The sequence below is a fragment of the Paracoccus spongiarum genome, assembly GCF_030732095.1.
Classification (GTDB): domain Bacteria; phylum Pseudomonadota; class Alphaproteobacteria; order Rhodobacterales; family Rhodobacteraceae; genus Paracoccus; species Paracoccus spongiarum.
The window spans coordinates 15222-33181 of record NZ_JAVAMQ010000005.1 but is presented as its reverse complement, the minus strand read 5'-3'; the positions used below and the strand labels follow the sequence as shown (position 1 = coordinate 33181).

The following is a 17960-nucleotide window of genomic DNA, read 5'->3' as shown; positions in this document are numbered from 1 at the left end:
GTCAGATCGCCGGGGAATGGGTGCTGGGCAGCAGGGTATAGGCGTCCAGCTGCTGCGCGATCATCCGGGTCAGGGGCCTGCCCTCGGGACGGATCACCACCCCTGCCGGGCTGACCCGCAGCACCGTGCCGAAGCGTGCGACCAGCGGCGCGATCAGGTGCTGAAGCCGGGCGGCCGACATGCCGTGCTGCTCGATCATCTCGCGCGCATCGATGCGGAAATCGCACATCAGCGATTCGATCATCCGGCCGCGCCAGCGATCCTCGTCGGTGAAGGCATGGCCGCGCGCCACCGGCAGGCGGCCCTCGCGCACCGCCTCGGTATAGGCACCGGTCGAGGGGGCGTTCTGCGCATGGCCCTGCGGAAAGCGCGAGATCGACGAGGCGCCAAGGGCGATCAGCACCTCGGCCCGATCGTCGGTGTAGCCCTGGAAGTTGCGCCGCAGCCTGCCCCGGTCGCGCGCCCGCGCCAGCCCGTCGGACGGTCGCGCGAAATGGTCGATGCCGATCTGCACGAAGCCATCGGCGCGCAGCAGGTCGCGTGCGGTGCCGAACAGCTCCAGCCGGGCCTCGCTGTCGGGCAGATGCGCCTCGGGGATCATCACCTGGCGCCGCGACATCCAGGGCACATGCGCATAGCCATACAGCGCCACGCGGTCCGGCCCCAGGGCCAGCAGCTTCTGCACGCTGTCGGCCATGCGAAAACGGGTCTGGTGGGGCAGCCCGTAGAGGATGTCGGCGTTCAGGCTGGCGATGCCGTGGTCGCGGATCAGATCGACGGTCCGGGCGGTGATCTCGAAGCTTTGCGGCCGGCCGATGGCCTCCTGGATCAGCGGGTCGAAATCCTGCACGCCGATCGAGGCGCGGGTCATGCCGATCGCGGCCAGCGCGGCCATGCGCGGCGCGTCGATCTCGGCCGGGTCGATCTCGACCGAGAATTCGCCCCCCTCGGCCATCGGGAACGCCTCGAGGATGGCGCCGGCAAGCGTCTGCATCAGCTCCGGCGGCAGCAGCGTGGGCGTGCCGCCGCCCCAGTGCAGCCGCGACAGCCGCACCCCCGGCGCCATCCGCGCCCGCAGGGCGGCGATCTCGGTCAGCAGCGTCTGCGCATAGACGCGCACCCGATCGAGGCTTTGCGTGCCCTGCGTGCGGCAGGCACAGAACCAGCAGAGCCGGCGGCAGAACGGCACATGGACGTAAAGCGAGACCTGCGATCCGGCGGGAATCGCGGCGATCCAGCGTGCCGCCTGCGCGGCGCCGACCTCGGGCGAAAACTGTGTGGCGGGCGGATAGCTGGTGTAGCGCGGCACCCGCGCGTCAAACAGTCCCATCTGCCTCAGTTGCGAAATTCGGCTCATGGCCGTAGACATGAAGCAGGATGAGCGCGCAGACATTGACCCAGATCAAGCACGACCCCGGCGCCGTTTCCTCCCACGGCGAGGGACGCTGCGAGGACTGCCCGATCCGCTATCGGGCGGTGTGTGCGCATTGCGAGACCGACGAACTGGCGCTGCTGGAAGGCATCAAGTTCTATCGCAGCTACGAGCCGGGCCAGACGATCGTCTGGGGCGGCGACCGGATGGATTTCGTGGCCTCGGTGGTGACCGGCGTGGCCACCCTGACGCAGACCCTCGAGGACGGGCGCACCCAGATGGTCGGCCTGCTGCTGCCAAGCGATTTCCTGGGCCGGCCGGGGCGCGAGCGCGCCACCTACAATGCCGTGGCGACCACCCGGGTCGTGCTGTGCTGTTTCCGCCGCAAGGCCTTCGACGATATCCTGCGCGAGGTCCCGCACCTGTCGCACCGCCTGCTCGAGATGACGCTGGACGAACTGGACGCGGCCCGCGAATGGATGCTGCTTCTGGGCCGCAAGAGCGCGCGCGAGAAGATCGCCTCGTTCATTGCCATCATCGCGCGCCGCGAGGCCGCGCTGAATGGTCGCAGCCTCGACAGCCGCAGCGAGATCGACCTGCCGCTGACCCGCGAGGCGATGGCCGACTATCTGGGCCTGACGCTGGAAACCGTCAGCCGACAAGTGAACGCGCTGAAACGCGACGGGGTGATCGAACTGGTCGGCAAGCGCGGGGTGGTGCTGCCCGACTTCGCGCGGCTGGTCGAGGAATCGGGCGATGACGCGGATGGCGGCTGGATCGCCTGACTGGCGGCGGTCCGGCACCGCGCGGCTTGCCGGGACGCCGGAAATGCGCTATGCAGCGGCGGCTACGTTATCTCTGCTTCGATCTGTCTCCCTTACCCGGCTTCAGTCTTCGAGTTTGATCTGACCAGCCGGGCCGCCGCAGTTCCGCGGGCGGCAATTGTTAAAGGAGATCTCACGATGGCCAACGGCACCGTGAAATGGTTCAACGCCACCAAGGGCTTCGGCTTCATCCAGCCCGAAAACGGCAAGCGCGACGTGTTCCTGCACATCTCGGCGGTCGAGCGTGCGGGCCTGCCCCATCCGCAGGACGGTCAGGCCGTGACCTTCGACATCGAAACCGGTCGTGACGGCCGCGAATCGGCATCGAACCTGAAATTCGCCTGAGCCCTTCCGGCCTCGCGAACAGCAGAGAAGGCGGCCCCTCGGGCCGCCTTTGTCGTTTCTGCACCGCGTGGGGATTGCGGCGGCGGTGCCTCAGCGGGCCATGAACACCGGCACGCTGGCCTTTTCCAGCATCTTGCGGGTCGCGCCGCCCAGGATCGCCTCGCGAAAGCGGGAATGGCCATAGGCGCCCATCACGATCATGTCGGCGTCGATCTCGGTCGCGCGGCGGATCAGCTCGTCGCTGATGGTCGGCGCGGTGCGGGCCAGCACGGCGATCTCGGCGCGCACGCCGTGGCGGGTCAGCATCTGGGTCAGCGCCCCGCCGGGGTCCGAGCGTTCGGGCCCGCCGCGGCGCGGGTCGATCACCGTGATCTCGACCATCGCCGCCGATCGCAGCATCGGCAGCGCCCGGCGGACCGCGGCCAACGCCTCGACCGACTGGTTCCAGGCGACAAGGATGCGCCGAGGCGGCTGCGGCGGCAGGCCGCTGGCGGGCAGCACCAGGACCGGGCAGCCGCCCTCGAACATTGCCGCCTCGACGATCGCCTCGGCCTCGGCGGGGGCGCCGGGCTCGTAGGGCCGTCCCAGCACCGTCACATCCGAGAATCGCGCCTTCATGCCGATCAGGTTTGCCATGCCGCCGGTCTGCGCGACCGCCGAATCCACCGACCACCGCAGGTCATGCGCGCCGGCCAGATGCTGGCGAACCGCCTGTTCCAACGCGGCCGCATCCTCCAGCGCGGTGTCGATAGCCTCCTGGAAGGCGTAGGGCGATCCGCCGGGAAAGTAGTAGCCGGCCTGATTGTTGTCGATCCCGAGGCAGAGGATGTCGAGATGACCGTCCTCGCGCGCCGCAAGGCCGGCCGCGGCGTCAAGCTGGGGCAATTGCCGGGGGTCCGAAAGAACCGTGAAGATCGTCCTGTAGGCCATCGCAGCCTCCCTTGGGTGAGTCGGTCCCGATGCTGCGCCTGATCGGTGCAGTTCACCTTGATCCGCGTCAAACCCGATACTTGACCCAGATCAAGGTTGCCTGCGGACCGCCCACCTATGCCATGATGTGAAAGCCATGCGCCGCGCGGGACGATTCGCCGTTCGCGTCGGCCCCGGCCAGGCGACCAGGATACGGGGACACCATGTCGAACTACGTGAAGCTGATCGTGCTGGGGGTGATTGCCCTTTCATCGGCGATCGGCGCGAACATGGCGCATGATCTGGCCTACATGGTCAACGCGCTGACAGTGATGTTCGTTGCCGGCGGCCTGTTCATCTGGGTGCTGCGCCGCATCGACGAGCCCGTCGTGGCGGCGAACCCGAACGAATACATGGACGGCGTGGTGCGCGCCGGGGTGATCGCCACGGCGCTGTGGGGCGTGGTGGGCTTTCTGGTGGGGGTCATCATCGCCTTCCAGCTGGCCTTTCCGGTGCTGAACTTCAGCGACCTGTTCCAGGGCTACACCAATTTCGGCAAGCTGCGACCGCTGCATACCAGCGCGGTGATCTTCGCCTTCGGCGGCAACGCCCTGATCGCCACCAGCTTCTATGTCGTCCAGCGCACCTCGGCGGCGCGGCTGTGGGGCGGCAACACCGCGTGGTTCGTGTTCTGGGGCTATCAGCTGGTGATCGTGCTGGCCGCGACCGGATACATCCTCGGCGCGACGCAGTCCAAGGAATATGCCGAGCCGGAATGGTATGTCGACTGGTGGCTGACCACCGTGTGGCTGGCCTATCTGGCGGTGTTTCTCGGCACGATCATCAAGCGCAAGGAGCCGCATATCTACGTCGCCAACTGGTTCTACCTTGCCTTCATCGTGACCATCGCGATGCTGCATGTGGTCAACAACCTGGCGATTCCGGTCAGCATCTTCGGCAGCAAGTCGGTGCAGCTGTTCGCGGGCGTGCAGGACGCGATGGTGCAGTGGTGGTACGGCCACAACGCCGTCGGCTTCTTCCTGACCGCGGGCTTCCTGGGCATGATGTACTACTTCATCCCCAAGCAGGCCGAGCGTCCGGTCTACAGCTACAAGCTGTCGATCATCCATTTCTGGTCGCTGATCTTCCTCTATATCTGGGCCGGCCCGCATCACCTGCACTATACCGCGCTGCCCGACTGGGCCTCGACGCTGGGCATGGTGTTCTCGATCATGCTGTGGATGCCCAGCTGGGGCGGCATGATCAACGGGCTGATGACCCTGTCCGGCGCCTGGGACAAGCTGCGCACCGACCCGATCATCCGCATGATGGTTGTGGCGGTCGGCTTCTACGGCATGGCCACCTTCGAGGGGCCGATGATGTCGATCAAGGCCGTGAACAGCCTGTCGCATTACACCGACTGGACGATCGGCCATGTCCATTCCGGCGCGCTGGGCTGGAACGGCATGATCACCTTCGGCGCGCTTTACTACCTCGTGCCGCGGCTGTGGGGGCGCGAGCGGCTCTACAGCCTGTCGCTGGTCAGCTGGCATTTCTGGCTCGCGACCATCGGGCTGGTTCTCTACGCCTCGTCGATGTGGGTGTCGGGGATCATGGAGGGGCTGATGTGGCGCGAGGTCGACAGCCAGGGCTTCCTGGTGAACGCCTTCGTCGACACCGTGCAGGCCAAGTTCGCGATGAACGTGGTGCGGGCGCTTGGCGGGGTGCTGTTCCTCGCCGGAGGCATCATCATGGTCTTCAACCTGTGGGCCACCGTCGCCCGCCAGCCGAAGGCGTTCTCGACCGCCGTCGGCGTCCCGGCCGAGTGAGGGAGGCACCGCATGTCCATTCTTGCCAGACACAAGATCCTGGAAAAGAACGCCTCGCTGCTGCTGGTGTTTTCCTTCCTGGTGGTGACCATCGGCGGCATCGTCCAGATCACCCCGCTGTTCTATCTGGAAAACACCATCGAGAAGGTCGAGGGGGTGCGCCCCTACACGCCGCTGGAATTGGCCGGCCGCGACGTCTATGTGCGCGAGGGCTGCTATGTCTGCCACAGCCAGATGATCCGCCCGATGCGCGACGAGGTCGAACGCTATGGCCATTACAGCCTCGCCGCCGAGTCGATGTATGACCACCCGTTCCAGTGGGGCTCGAAGCGCACCGGGCCGGATCTGGCGCGGGTCGGCGGGCGCTATTCGGACGAGTGGCATGTCGACCACCTGACCGACCCGCAATCGGTCGTGCCCGAATCGATCATGCCCAAATACGCCTTCCTGAAGGATCGGGTGATCGGCACCGACACGATCGCCCAGCGGCTGCGGACCGATGCCATGGTGGGCGTTCCCTATGATGACGCGATGATCGCCGCCGCGGCCGAGGATTTCCGCGCCCAGGCCAATCCCGATGCCGATGCCGCGGGGCTGGGGGAACGCTATCCCGGCGCGCAGCAGCGCAATTTCGACCGCCAGCCGCAACTGACCGAGATGGATGCGCTGGTCGCCTATCTTCAGGTGCTGGGCACGATGGTCGATTTCTCGACCTTCGAGCCCGACGCGGCGCGCTGAGGGGGCGGGGATGGATCGCTACAGCTTCCTGCGCCAACTGGCGGACAGCTGGGCCTTGCTGGCGCTGGTTCTGTTCTTCGTCGGCATGGTCCTGTTCATCTTCCGCCCCGGCGCACGCCGCCTGCAACGCGACGCCGCCGAAAGCATCTTTCGCCACGAGACCCGACCGACCCCGCCGGATGACAAGGAGGGCCGCTGATGGCCGAGGACAAGGACAAGCCGGAAACGGGCGCCCCCGGCGAGGACGACCGGATCGGTCTGGAACGTCAGGCCGCCGACAGCGAACACGCGGCCAAGCTGGCCGGGGACATCCCGCCGCGGACCGCCCCCGACCGCCCGGCCGCGCCGAAGAAGCGAGCCCGGGGCCGGCATGGCGTGATCGCCCACGAGGTGCCCTCGACCGGCCATGAATGGGACGGCATCACCGAATACGACAACCCGATGCCGCGCTGGTGGCTGTGGACCTTCTACGCCACCATCGTCTGGGCGGTCTTCTACGTGATCGCCTATCCCGCGATCCCGCTTGTCAACGGGGCGACAAGGGGCCTGCTGGGCACCACCAACCGCCAGCAGGTCGCGGCCGAGATCGAACGCTTCGACCAGGCCAATGCCGCGATCCAGACCCGCCTTGCCTCGGTCGAGCTGTCCGAGATCCCGAACGATCCCGAACTGGTGAACTACGCGACCAATGCAGGCGGCGCGGTGTTCCGCACCTGGTGCGCGCAATGCCACGGTTCGGGCGCGGCGGGGGCGCGGGGCTATCCCAACCTTCTGGACAATGACTGGCTGTGGGGCGGCACGCTGGAGGACATCCACCTGACGCTGCAGCACGGCATCCGCGACCCGAACGATCCCGACACCCGCTATTCCGAGATGCCGCGCTTTGGCCGCGACGGGCTGCTGGAGCGGCCGCAGATCCAGCAGGTCGTGGATTACGTGCTGTCGCTGTCGGACCTGCCGCATGATGCCGCCAGCGCCGCCGAGGGCGCGGTGGTCTATGCCGAGAACTGCGCCGCATGTCACGCCGAGGACGGCAGCGGCGACCGGACGCAGGGTGCGCCGAACCTTGCCGATGCGGTCTGGCTTTACGGCAGCGAGCCCGAGACGCTGAACCGGATCATCACCGAAGGGCCCTATGGCGTCATGCCGGCCTGGGCCTCGCGTCTGGACGAGGCCGATATCCGCGCCGTCTCGACCTATGTTCACGGGCTGGGCGGCGGCGAATAGCCGCCCGGACCGATCGCGCTTTCGCCGGGGTTCGCCGCGGCGAAAGAGGCCGCCCCCAAGTCCTGTTCGCGCGTTCCTCGGGGGCGGCCTTTTCCACGACGGCAGAGATGGCGGCGCGTTCCCGCCCTGCCCACGGCTTTCGCGCAGGCTGGTCCGCGCGGAAGGGGCCGGCCCCCCGATATGGTCGCGCGTTCACGGGGGCCGGCCTTCCATGCTTGCCAGCCGCCTCGGGCATGGGCAACCGCCACGCGCGGGGCGCGCCCGCGCCGCCCGGCGGATCAGGCGGCCAGTTCGCCGCGCAGCGAATTCGGCGCGCTTTCCACGATGCGCACCTGCAGCAGATCGCCGGGCCGGGCCTGCGGCGCATCGACGAAGACCGAATGGAGGTAATCGGACTTGCCGACCATCTGGCCCGGCAGCCGGCCCGGCTTCTCGAACAGCACGCCCAGCCGGCGGCCCACCATCGCCTGTTGCGCGGCCTTCTGCTGGAGGCTCAGCAGCGCCTGCAATTCCTGCAACCGTGCATCGGCCAGGGTGCCGTCGACCTCGGGGCGGTCATGGGCGGGGGTGCCCGGACGCGGCGAATAGCGAAAGCTGAAGGCGGTGCCGAAGCCGACCGCCTCGATCAGGGCCAGCGTGTCGGCGTGGTCGCGGTCGGTCTCGCCCGGAAAGCCCACGATGAAGTCGCTGGTCAGCATGATGTCGGGCCGCGCGGCGCGGATCCGGTCGATCAGGCGCAGATACTGGTCCGCGGTGTGCTTGCGGTTCATCGCCTTCAGGATACGGTCGCTGCCCGATTGCACCGGCAGATGCAGATAGGGCATCAGCTGCGGGACCTCGCCATGCGCGGCGATCAGGTCCTCGGCCATGTCGTTGGGATGGCTGGTGGTATAGCGAATGCGGTCCAGCCCCGGCAGTTCGGCCAGCGCCCGGATCAGCCGGCCGAAGCCCCAGTCCCGCCCGTCGGCCCCCGCGCCATGCCAGCCATTCACGTTCTGGCCCAGCAGGGTGATCTCGCGCACGCCGCGGGCGACCAGATCGCGCGCCTCGCGCAGGATGCGGTCGACAGGGCGGCTGACCTCGGCACCGCGCGTGTAGGGCACCACGCAGAAGGCGCAGAACTTGTCGCAGCCCTCCTGCACGGTCAGGAAGGCCGACGGCGCGCGGCGGGTGGCGCGGCGTTCGGGCAGGTGGTCGAACTTGTCCTCGGCGGGGAACTCGGTCAGGACCGCGGGCGCCTCTCCGCGCAGCATCTGCGGCAGGCGGTGATAGGTCTGCGGCCCGACCACCAGATCGACAAGCGGCATCCGGCGGATGATCTCGGCCCCCTCGGCCTGTGCCACGCAGCCGGCCACGCCGATCGTCAGGTCGGGACGTTCCGCCTTCAGGGGCTTCAGCCGCCCGAGGTCGGAATACAGCTTCTCGGCCGCCTTCTCGCGGATATGGCAGGTGTTCAGCAGCACCATGTCGGCATCGGCCTGGTCCTCGGTCAGCACATAGCCTTCCGCGCCCATCGCCTCGGCCATGCGCTGGCTGTCATAGACATTCATCTGGCAGCCATAGGTCTTGATGAACAGTTTCTTCACCGGCCCGGTGCTGGCGTCGTCGGTCATGGCGCTTGTCCCTGAAAGTCGCACGCTGATACAGGAATGCATGGCTTTTGGGAAGGCGGGCATGGACAGCGACCTCGTCACGATCCGCAATATCGGCCCCGCGACCGCCCGCGCCCTGATCGCCGCCGGCGTGCCCGATGCCGCGGCCCTGCGTGCCCTTGGCGCGCACGAGGCGTATCGGCGGCTTCTGCTGGCCGGCGGACGGGCGCATTTCATCGGCTACTACGTCCTCCAGATGGCCTTGCAGGGCCGCCCGTGGAACGACGTCAAGGGCGACGAGAAGGCCCAGCTGCGGCGCCGTTTCGACGCGCTGCGGGCCGAGATCGGCGGCGGGCCGCCGGCGGGGATCGAGGCCGATCTGGACCTGATCGGCCTGCGCCGAACCTAGCCGCTTTCCGCGGGGGCCGCGCATTCTGGGTTGAAAACATACCAACTGGTTGGTATGTTGACCCATGGAAAACGCCTCGACCCCCACCTCGACACGCGGCGCCGGACGAGACCGGCTGCTGAGCGCCGCGCGCGACCTCGTTCGCCGGCAGGGCTTTGCCGCCACCAGCGTCGACCAGCTGTGTCGCGAGGCCGGTGTGACCAAGGGCGCGTTCTTTCACCACTTCGCCAGCAAGGCCGATCTGGGCGTGGCAGCGGCCGAGGACTGGGCGCAGGCGACGGGCGCGATGTTCGCGGCCGCGCCCTATCATGACCATGACGACCCGCTGGACCGTCTGCTGGCCTATGTGGATTTCCGCCGCCAGATCATCGCGGGCGAGATCGAGGAATTCACCTGCCTCGTCGGCACCCTGACCCAGGAGGTCTATCACCAGCATCCGCGCATCCGGGCAGCCTGCGCCGCGTCGATCTTCGGACATGCCGCGACGCTGGAAGCCGACATCGCCGCGGTGATGGCACGGCGCGGCCTGACCGGGTTCAGCGCCACCAGCCTTGCGGCCCATACGCAGGCCGTCCTTCAGGGCGCCTTCATCCTTGCCAAGGCCGCCGACGATCCCGGCCTTGCAACCGACAGTGTCGACCATCTGAAACGCTATCTGGTCCTGCTGTTGCAGGACCCCGAGAGGAGAACCGCATGAGTTGCCATACCGAAGCGCCCACCGAGGCGCATGCGCTGGTCCTGGACCGGGTCCTGACGTCGCCGCGCGACAAGCTGTGGCGCTGCTGGACCGATCCGGTGCTGATGGAAGAGTGGTTCTGCCCGAAGCCCTGGCAGGTCCGCGATGTGGTGATCGACCTGCGGCCGGGCGGCGAATTCACCACCGTCATGCACGGCCCCGAGGGCGAGGTTTTCCCCAACACCGGCGTCTTCCTTCAGATCGACGAGGGTCGGAAGCTGGTGTTTACTGACGCCTTCCTGCCGGGATGGCGCCCCTCGGGGCGCCCCTTCATGGTTGCCGAGATCCTGTTCGAGGACGCGCCCGGCGGGGGCACGCGCTATGTCGCAACGGCGCGTCACTGGACCGCCGAGGCCAGCCGCGAGCATGAGGAAATGGGCTTTCACGAAGGCTGGGACGCCGTTGCCGACCAGCTGGATGCGCTGGCCGCCACATTGCAGGAGGGATGATCATGGAACCAACGATCTATCTCTTCTTCAAGGGAAACTGCCTTGAGGCCATGACCCATTACGCCGACACGCTGGGCGGCGAGGTGATGGGCGTCATGCGCAATGGCGATGCCTCGCCCGACCAGCGGATGCCCGGCGGCGACGACATGGTGATGAACATGGCCATGCAACTGGGCAGCGCGATGGTGATGGCCTCGGACAACAGCGACGAGATGTATGACAGGCCGCAGGGCTTCTACATCCATATCGACACCCCCTCGCCGGCCGAGTTCGACAGGGTTCACGGGGCGCTGTCGGACGGCGCCGAAAGCGTGGCGATGGCGCCGGGCGAAACCTTCTGGGCCGATCGCTTCGCGATGTTCCGCGACCGCTTCGGCACGCCCTGGATGATCAGCCATACCGGGTCGAAGGCGCATCAGGCGTGACGCCGAAGGTCAGGACCTGCCTCTGGTTCGCCGATCATGCGCTGGAGGCGGCCGGGCTTTACGTGGGTCTGCTGCCCGACAGCCGGATCACCGCCATTTCGCGCTATCCCGAAGGCCAGCAGATGGCGCAGCCGGGCCGGGTGCTGACTGTCGATCTGATCCTTGCCGGCACGCCCTATCAGCTGCTGAATGGCGGGCCGCATTTCAGCCTGTCCGAGGCCGCCTCGATCAGCGTGGCGACCGAGGATCAGGCCGAGACCGACCGGCTGTGGACGGCGCTGATCGCCGATGGCGGAGCCGAATCGCAATGCGGCTGGCTGAAGGACCGCTTTGGCCTGTCCTGGCAGATCGTGCCGCGCCGCGCGGCCGCGCTGATGTCGGGGCCGCAGGCTGGGCGTGTCTGGCCCGCGCTGATGCAGATGCGCCGCATCGACATCGCGGCCCTGGAGGCCGCGGCAGGCGAGGCCGGTCCGGGCGGCCATTGAACGCGCATCGTGCTGCGGCTAGCCTGACGGCAGACTTTGCAGGAAGGCAGGATGATGGATCGTCCGCAAAGCTGGCAAGCCCGCGCCGACGCCTGGTCGCTGTACGGCTTCACCGACCTGCCCAGTGTCCATCGCCGCGGCGCGGTGGTGCTGACGCATGGCGAGGGGCCCTATGTCGTCGACGTGGACGGCAACCGCTATCTGGATGCGAATTCCGGGCTGTGGAACATGGTCGCGGGCTTTGATCACAAGGGCCTGGCCGAGGCGGCGAAGGCGCAATATGACCGCTTTCCCGGCTATCACGCCCTGTTCGGCCGGATGTCGGACCAGACGGTGATGCTGTCCGAGAAGCTGGTCGAGGTCTCGCCCTTCGACCGCGGCAAGGTGTTCTACACGAATTCCGGCTCCGAGGCGAACGACACCATGGTCAAGATGCTGTGGTTCCTGCATGCCAGCGAGGGCAATCCGCAGCGCCGCAAGATCCTGACCCGCTCGAACGCCTACCATGGCGTCACCGCGGTCTCGGCCAGCATGACCGGCAAGCCCTACAATTCGGCCTTCGGCCTGCCGCTGCCGGGCTTCATCCACCTGACCTGTCCGCATTACTGGGGGTTCGGCGAGGCAGGCGAGTCCGAGGAACAGTTCACCCAGCGCCTCGCTCGCGAGCTTGAGGATACCATCCTGCGCGAGGGCGCCGACACCATCGCGGGTTTCTTTGGCGAGCCGGTGATGGGCGCGGGCGGGGTGATCCCGCCATCTTCCGGCTATTTCCAGGCGGTGCTGCCGATCCTGCGGCGCCACGCCATCCCGATGATCGCCGACGAGGTGATCTGCGGCTTCGGCCGGACCGGCAACACCTGGGGCTGCCAGACCTACGGCTTCATGCCCGACGCGATCATCAGTTCGAAGAACCTGACGGCGGGGCTGTTCCCGATGGGCGCGGTCATCCTGGGGCCGGACCTGGCCGACCGGGTGCAGGCCGCCGCCGAGAAGTTCGAGGAATTCCCCCATGGCTTTACCGCCTCGGGCCATCCGGTCGGCTGCGCGATCGCCCTTAAGGCGATCGACGTGGTCATGAACGAGGGGCTTGCCGAGAATGTTCGCCGCCTCGCGCCGCGCATGGAGGCGGGCCTGCGCGCGATCATGCAGCGCTGCACGCATATCGGCGAATTGCGGGGCGTGGGCTTCATGTGGGCACTCGAGGCGGTGCAGGACAGGGCCAGCAAGACGCCCTTCGACGGCGCACTGTCGGTCAGCGAGCGGATCGCCAACGCCTGCACCGATGTTGGCCTGATCTGCCGGCCCCTCGGGCAGTCGATCGTGCTGTGCCCGCCCTTCATCCTGACCGAGGCGCAGATGGACGAGATGCTGGACAAGCTGGAACAGGGACTGGTCCGGGTTTTCGCCGAACTTCCGTAGGGCGCGATCACGGGCGGCCGGCGCCGGGCGGGCGCCCGGTCGCGCTGCGCAGTTGCGGGCCATCCGCCGTCATCTCGATCGCCACTGCGCCGCTGCGCCGCAGCCGCGGCGGGTCCAGCACGAGGCAGTCGGGCGGGTCGGGCAAACCCGTCACCGCCTCGGTCGCCACAAGGATGCGGCGCGGCCGGCAGGCGGCGCCCGCGCGCTGCCCCGCGCCCTTGCCGGTGAGGTGCAGGATCTGCCAGCCGCCCGGCAGATCGGCCTGCCGGTCGCGGCGATCGCCCCGCCATGCGGTCCGGGCCGCGGCCTCGGCCTGGGTGGCGATATCGCCATCCTCCAGCAGCCAGGTCTTGACGACGAAGGCGCCCCCGGCGGGCTTCGAGACGGCCCGTCCGGCATCCGTCATCAGGCCGACCGCCTCGCCCTCGGGCGCGACCAGCAGCAGCGGCCGGCTTTCGGCCAGCCACAGGACCGCCGCGGCGGCCAGCATCGCAAGCCCGGCCCCCCTGCCCAGGGTCAGAATGCCGAGGGGTCGCGCGAACCGGCCCCGCCAGCACAGGACCGCCAGCGTCGCGCCGAACCCCATCAGCGGCAGCACGGCCGCGGGCGGCAGGGCCACCGCGCTGACCGCGCCGCCCAGATCGGCAACGAATCGCGCGACCATCAGCATCCATGCCGTGCCGACGCCCATCACCCACAGCGCGGGCCCGGCCAGCCCGACCGGCGCCAGCAGCGCGGCGATCACCCCCGCGGGCATCACCAGCGTGCCCATCACCGGCACCACCAGCAGGTTGGCCAGCAGGCCATACTGCGCCATCCGGTTGAAATGCGCCGCGGCGATCGGCGACGTCGCCAGCGCCGCGACAAGGGACGACACCAGCAGCATTGCCACCGGGCGCAGCCAGACAGGCAGATGCGGCGAAAGGCGCGACCACGGACCATAGCTGAGGATCAGCGCGACGGTCGCCGCAAAGCTCATCTGGAAGCCGGGCGATGCCAGCGCCTCGGGGCTGTAGGCGAGGATGATCGTGGCGGCCAGCGCCACCGTCCGCAACGAGATCGCGCGCCGGTCCGCAAGGATCGCCAGCAGCATCACCGCGACCATCACGAAGGCGCGTTCGGTGGCGACGCCGCCGCCCGACAGCCACAGGTAGCCGGCTGCGGCCAGCAGCGCCGCCAGCGCCGCCAGCTTGTGGATCGGCAAGGCGGCCCCGACGCGCAGGCCCTGCATCGCGGCCAGCGCGATCCGCAGCGCCGCGTAGACGAAGCCCGCCAGCATGCTCATGTGCAGGCCCGAGATCGAGATGATGTGGTAGAGGTTCGAGGCCCGCATGACCTCGTTCGTGGCCTCCTCGATGCCCGAGCGGTCGCCGGTCATCAGCGCCGCCGCGACCGCGCCCTCCTGCCCGCCGATCCGCGCGCGGATCGCGTCGCTGATCGCCATACGGGCGCGGTGCATCGCCCAGAGGCCGCCCTCGGCCTCGGCCACGGCAAGCACCGGACTGCGCGTATAGCCCACCGCGCCAAGCCGCTCGAACCAGGCATGGCGGCGGAAATCGAAGCTGCCGGGCGCGGCGGGGCCGGGAGGCGGGCCCAGATGGCCGGTCAGCATCACCCGCCGGCCGAGCGCGGGAAGGTCCAGGGCCGCCTGATCCATCAGCGACAGGCGCACCCGCGCTGGCGTGCGCTGGGGCGGCGTGTCGCGCAGACGCAGCTGGTCCAGGGTCAGCCGCAGCCGGTCGCGCGCGGATCGGTCGATCTCGATCAGCCGGCCCTCGACCGGGCCGTAATAGCGCCATTCGAGGATCGGGGCCGCGACCTGCGCCGAGCGCAGCCCGGCCAGCCCGGCGCCCGCCGCGACCAGTAGCAGCGCCATGCCGCCCACGCGCAGAAAGTCCGCCAGCGGCCAGCCGATCCGCCCGCGTTCGGCCAGCGGCAGGCCGGCCCGCGCACAGGTCAGCCCCAGCGCGGCCAGCGCGACGACCAGGGCCCGCAGCGGCCAGCCCGGCGGGGCGGGCAGGGCGAACCATCCAGCGATGCCAAGTGCCAGACAGACCGGCACCCAGACAAACAGCCCCGCCCTGCCGACGGCGGCGGGGCGGGGCGGTCTGGCGACGCGGGCGACCGGCGCACGGGTCCGGGACGGAGCAAATCCCGGCAATGCGGCCGATGTCCGCGACACCGTCAGGGCGTCTGCCGGCGGCCCGTCCGGCGATCCCGGCAGCGGGTCGGCCAAGGGCGCCATTCTTGTCCTTTCGGGGCGGCGTGTCTATGTGTTCGCCTGACGATGGCACGGCATGCTTACCAAAGCGTTAACGCCGGCCGTCCCGACCCCTCTTTTCGCGTCCATGAAGGCCCAGATGTCCGACACCCCCCCGATCGTGACCCGCTTCGCCCCCTCTCCGACCGGCTATCTGCATATCGGCGGCGCCCGGACGGCGCTGTTCAACTGGTTGTTCGCGCGCGGACGGGGCGGGCGTTTCCTGCTGCGGATCGAGGACACCGACCGTGCGCGGTCCACGCCCGAGGCGACGGCGGCTATCCTGAAGGGGCTGGAATGGCTGGGTCTCGACTGGGACGGCGAGCCGGTCAGCCAGTTCGCCCGCAAGGATCGCCATGCCGAGGTGGCGCGGCAGATGCTGGCCAACGGCACGGCCTACAAGTGCTTCTCGACGCCCGAGGAGATCGCGTCATGGCGTGAGGCGCATCCGCGCCAGCCCTTCGTCAGCCCGTGGCGCGACGCGACCGACCTGCCCGACCTGCCCCATGCCATTCGCCTGAAGGCCCCCCGCAACGGCCAGACGATCATCGCCGACCGGGTGCAGGGCGAGGTCCGGGTGGCCAATGACCAGCTGGACGACATGGTGCTGCTGCGCAGCGACGGCACGCCGACCTACATGCTGGCCGTCGTGGTGGACGATCACGACATGGGCGTGACGCATGTCATCCGGGGCGATGACCACCTGACGAACACCGCCCGGCAGATCCAGATCTACGAGGCGATGGGCTGGCCGCGTCCGGTCTTTGCCCATATTCCCCTGATCCATGGCGAGGACGGCAGGAAGCTGTCCAAGCGCCACGGGGCCGTCGGGCTGCATGAATTCGCCGCGCTGGGCTACCCGGCCGGGGCGATGCGCAACTATCTGGCGCGGCTCGGCTGGAGCCATGGCGACGACGAGCTGTTCGACGACGATCAGGCCCGTGCGTGGTTCGACCTTGACGGAATCGGTAGGGCGCCGGCGCGGCTGGATTTTCGCAAGCTGGAACATGTCAGCGCGCATCACCTGAAGTCGATGGAGGATTCGGCGCTGATGCAGGCAGTTGCCGATTTTCTGGGCGAAACGGGGCAGGCACCGCTGACCGATGCGCAGGCCGCGCGGATCCGTGCCGCGCTGCCGGCGCTGCGCGAGAAGGCCCGGACCCTTCCGCATCTGCTGGAGCAGGCGCGATTCGCCCTCGTCGAACGGCCCGTGGATGTCGACGACAAGGCCGCGAGGGCGCTGGATACGGTATCCCGTGGTATGCTGAAATCGTTGACTGCCGCAGTGCAGCATGCTAGCTGGACCCGAGACGAGCTGGAGCAGGCGGCCAAGACAGTCGCCGAGGAAAACGGCGTCGGGTTGGGCAAGCTCGCAGCACCCCTGCGCGCCGCTCTGGCTGGGCGCAGCGCAACCCCCAGCGTGTTCGACATGATGACGGCGCTTGGCCGCGACGAAGCGTTGGCGCGGCTGCACGACCAGACGGAATTGGCGGGCTGACCCCTGCTCTCACATGCCCGGCCGCGACGCAGGATGCTGCGGACGCGCCGGGCCAGCCGGAAAGGACAGATGATGGCCGAACCGAAGACCGCGACGCTGCGACTTGAGGGTGCCGACTACGAGTTGCCGATCCTCAGCCCGACCAAGGGGCCGGATGTGCTGGATATCCGCAAGCTCTATGGTCAGGCCGACGTGTTCACCTACGACCCCGGCTTCACCTCGACCGCAAGTTGCGATTCGACGATCACCTTCATCGATGGCGACAAGGGAGAGCTGTGGTATCGCGGCTATCCGATCGAGCAGCTGGCGGCGAAGTCGCACTACCTGGAAGTCTGTTTCCTGCTGCTTTACGGCGAGTTGCCGACCCAGGATCAGCTGGTCGATTTCGAGAACCGCGTCACCCGGCACACCATGGTGCACGAGCAGATGCACAATTTCTTCCGCGGCTTCCGGCGCGACGCGCATCCGATGGCGACGATGGTCGGGGTAGTGGGCGCGATGTCGGCCTTCTACCACGATTCGACCGATGTGGGCGATCCCTGGCAGCGCGAGGTGGCCTCGATCCGGCTGATCGCCAAGCTGCCGACGATCGCGGCGATGGCCTACAAGTATTCGATAGGCCAGCCCTTCGTCTACCCGCAGAACGAACTGGATTACGCCAGCAACTTCCTGCACATGTGCTTTTCGGTCCCGGCCGAGAAATACAATGTCGATCCGGCCCTGTCGCGCGCGATGGACCGCATCTTCACGCTGCATGCCGACCATGAACAGAACGCCTCGACCTCGACGGTGCGCCTGGCAGGGTCGTCGGGCGCCAATCCCTTCGCCTGCATCGCGGCCGGCATCGCCTGCCTCTGGGGGCCGGCGCATGGCGGTGCCAACCAGGCCTGCCTCGAGATGCTGCGCGAGATCGGCAGCGTCGAGCGGATCCCCGAATTCATCGCCCGCGCCAAGGACAAGGACGACCCGTTCCGCCTGATGGGCTTCGGGCACCGGGTCTACAAGAACTTCGATCCGCGCGCCAGGGTGATGAAGGAATCGGCCGACGAGGTGCTCGAACTGCTGGGCATCGCCAACAACCCCACGCTGCAGGTCGCCAAGGAGCTGGAGCGGATCGCGCTGGAGGACGAATATTTCGTCTCGAAGAAGCTGTATCCGAATGTCGATTTCTATTCGGGCATCATCCTCGAGGCGATGGGCTTTCCGACCTCGATGTTCACCCCGATCTTCGCGCTGTCGCGCACCGTCGGCTGGATCGCGCAGTGGAAGGAAATGATCGGCGATCCGCAGAACAAGATCGGCCGCCCGCGGCAGCTGTATGTCGGCGCCGACAAGCGCGACTATGTGGATCTTGACGCCCGCGCCTGATCGCAAGCGCCACGACGACGAGGGGCCCCGTGACGGGGCCCCTTTTTCTTTTGCGGCAGGGCGGCATGGGGTCGG

At 68.1% G+C, this 17960-nt stretch carries 18 protein-coding genes; 14 read left to right on the top strand and 4 right to left on the bottom strand.

The window, feature by feature from the left end; translation table 11 throughout:
- Window position 1: 1 nt before the first annotated feature.
- On the bottom strand, window positions 2-1357 hold the full coding sequence (gene hemN / locus Q5Y72_RS07040) for an oxygen-independent coproporphyrinogen III oxidase (protein ID WP_305962697.1): 1356 nt from the start codon (window positions 1355-1357) through the stop codon (window positions 2-4).
- 20 nt (window positions 1358-1377) lie between these two features.
- Between hemN and fnrL the strand changes: the two genes are divergently transcribed.
- Both fnrL and Q5Y72_RS07030 read left to right on the top strand, forming a co-directional pair.
- Window positions 1378-2157, top strand: coding sequence for a transcriptional regulator FnrL (fnrL, locus tag Q5Y72_RS07035; RefSeq protein ID WP_305962696.1), 780 nt, complete (start codon window positions 1378-1380; stop codon window positions 2155-2157).
- Window positions 2158-2334: 177 nt separating this feature from the next.
- A complete protein-coding gene (locus Q5Y72_RS07030) occupies window positions 2335-2541 on the top strand; it encodes a cold-shock protein (RefSeq protein ID WP_305962695.1) in 207 nt (68 codons plus the stop codon).
- A 90-nt stretch (window positions 2542-2631) separates the two neighbouring features.
- Here Q5Y72_RS07030 and Q5Y72_RS07025 read toward each other — a convergent pair whose 3' ends face one another.
- On the bottom strand, window positions 2632-3471 hold the full coding sequence (locus Q5Y72_RS07025) for a universal stress protein (RefSeq protein WP_305962694.1): 840 nt from the start codon (window positions 3469-3471) through the stop codon (window positions 2632-2634).
- A 203-nt stretch (window positions 3472-3674) separates the two neighbouring features.
- On the opposite strand from Q5Y72_RS07025, the gene ccoN reads away from it, so the two are divergent.
- From ccoN to ccoP, 4 genes are read left to right on the top strand one after another with little or no spacing between them, the layout of a single operon-like run.
- Window positions 3675-5279, top strand: coding sequence for a cytochrome-c oxidase, cbb3-type subunit I (ccoN, locus tag Q5Y72_RS07020; RefSeq protein ID WP_305962693.1), 1605 nt, complete (start codon window positions 3675-3677; stop codon window positions 5277-5279).
- A 12-nt stretch (window positions 5280-5291) separates the two neighbouring features.
- The gene (gene ccoO / locus Q5Y72_RS07015; RefSeq protein WP_305962692.1) at window positions 5292-6017 is read left to right on the top strand and encodes a cytochrome-c oxidase, cbb3-type subunit II; all 726 of its coding nucleotides are present in this window, start codon (window positions 5292-5294) and stop codon (window positions 6015-6017) included.
- Between the two features lie 10 nt (window positions 6018-6027).
- On the top strand, window positions 6028-6216 hold the full coding sequence (locus Q5Y72_RS07010; protein WP_305962691.1) for a cbb3-type cytochrome c oxidase subunit 3: 189 nt from the start codon (window positions 6028-6030) through the stop codon (window positions 6214-6216).
- A complete protein-coding gene (ccoP, locus tag Q5Y72_RS07005; protein ID WP_305962690.1) occupies window positions 6216-7244 on the top strand; it encodes a cytochrome-c oxidase, cbb3-type subunit III in 1029 nt (342 codons plus the stop codon). Before Q5Y72_RS07010 ends, ccoP begins: the two co-directional genes overlap by 1 nt.
- 278 nt (window positions 7245-7522) lie before the next feature.
- On the opposite strand, the gene miaB is transcribed toward ccoP, so the two are convergent.
- Window positions 7523-8857, bottom strand: a complete 1335-nt coding sequence (miaB, locus tag Q5Y72_RS07000; protein ID WP_305962689.1) for a tRNA (N6-isopentenyl adenosine(37)-C2)-methylthiotransferase MiaB — start codon at window positions 8855-8857, stop codon at window positions 7523-7525.
- A gap of 40 nt (window positions 8858-8897) precedes the next feature.
- Between miaB and Q5Y72_RS06995 the strand changes: the two genes are divergently transcribed.
- The 6 genes from Q5Y72_RS06995 to Q5Y72_RS06970 all read left to right on the top strand — a co-directional run bounded on the left by Q5Y72_RS06995 (window position 8898) and on the right by Q5Y72_RS06970 (window position 12759).
- Window positions 8898-9245: a TfoX/Sxy family protein gene (locus tag Q5Y72_RS06995; RefSeq protein WP_305962687.1), complete on the top strand. Its 348-nt coding sequence runs from the start codon at window positions 8898-8900 to the stop codon at window positions 9243-9245.
- 64 nt (window positions 9246-9309) lie between these two features.
- Window positions 9310-9942 (top strand): TetR/AcrR family transcriptional regulator, encoded by a 633-nt coding sequence (locus tag Q5Y72_RS06990; RefSeq protein WP_305962686.1) that lies wholly within the window; start codon window positions 9310-9312, stop codon window positions 9940-9942.
- Window positions 9939-10430: an SRPBCC family protein gene (locus tag Q5Y72_RS06985; protein WP_305962685.1), complete on the top strand. Its 492-nt coding sequence runs from the start codon at window positions 9939-9941 to the stop codon at window positions 10428-10430. The genes Q5Y72_RS06990 and Q5Y72_RS06985 overlap by 4 nt, the downstream gene beginning before the upstream one ends.
- A 2-nt stretch (window positions 10431-10432) precedes the next feature.
- Entirely contained in the window at window positions 10433-10855 is a 423-nt protein-coding gene (locus tag Q5Y72_RS06980; RefSeq protein WP_305962684.1) for a VOC family protein, read from the top strand.
- Complete coding sequence (locus Q5Y72_RS06975) at window positions 10852-11340, top strand: VOC family protein (RefSeq protein ID WP_305962683.1); 489 nt, start codon at window positions 10852-10854, stop codon at window positions 11338-11340. The genes Q5Y72_RS06980 and Q5Y72_RS06975 overlap by 4 nt, the downstream gene beginning before the upstream one ends.
- Window positions 11341-11394: 54 nt before the next feature.
- Entirely contained in the window at window positions 11395-12759 is a 1365-nt protein-coding gene (locus Q5Y72_RS06970; RefSeq protein WP_305962892.1) for an aminotransferase, read from the top strand.
- A gap of 7 nt (window positions 12760-12766) precedes the next feature.
- On the opposite strand, the gene Q5Y72_RS06965 is transcribed toward Q5Y72_RS06970, so the two are convergent.
- On the bottom strand, window positions 12767-15004 hold the full coding sequence (locus Q5Y72_RS06965; RefSeq protein ID WP_305962682.1) for a ComEC/Rec2 family competence protein: 2238 nt from the start codon (window positions 15002-15004) through the stop codon (window positions 12767-12769).
- A gap of 115 nt (window positions 15005-15119) precedes the next feature.
- Here Q5Y72_RS06965 and gltX point away from each other — a divergent pair, with 115 nt between their 5' ends.
- The gene (gene gltX / locus Q5Y72_RS06960; protein ID WP_305962681.1) at window positions 15120-16517 is read left to right on the top strand and encodes a glutamate--tRNA ligase; all 1398 of its coding nucleotides are present in this window, start codon (window positions 15120-15122) and stop codon (window positions 16515-16517) included.
- 72 nt (window positions 16518-16589) lie between these two features.
- Window positions 16590-17885, top strand: a complete 1296-nt coding sequence (locus tag Q5Y72_RS06955; protein ID WP_305962680.1) for a citrate synthase — start codon at window positions 16590-16592, stop codon at window positions 17883-17885.
- The last annotated feature ends 75 nt before the right edge of the window (window positions 17886-17960 follow it).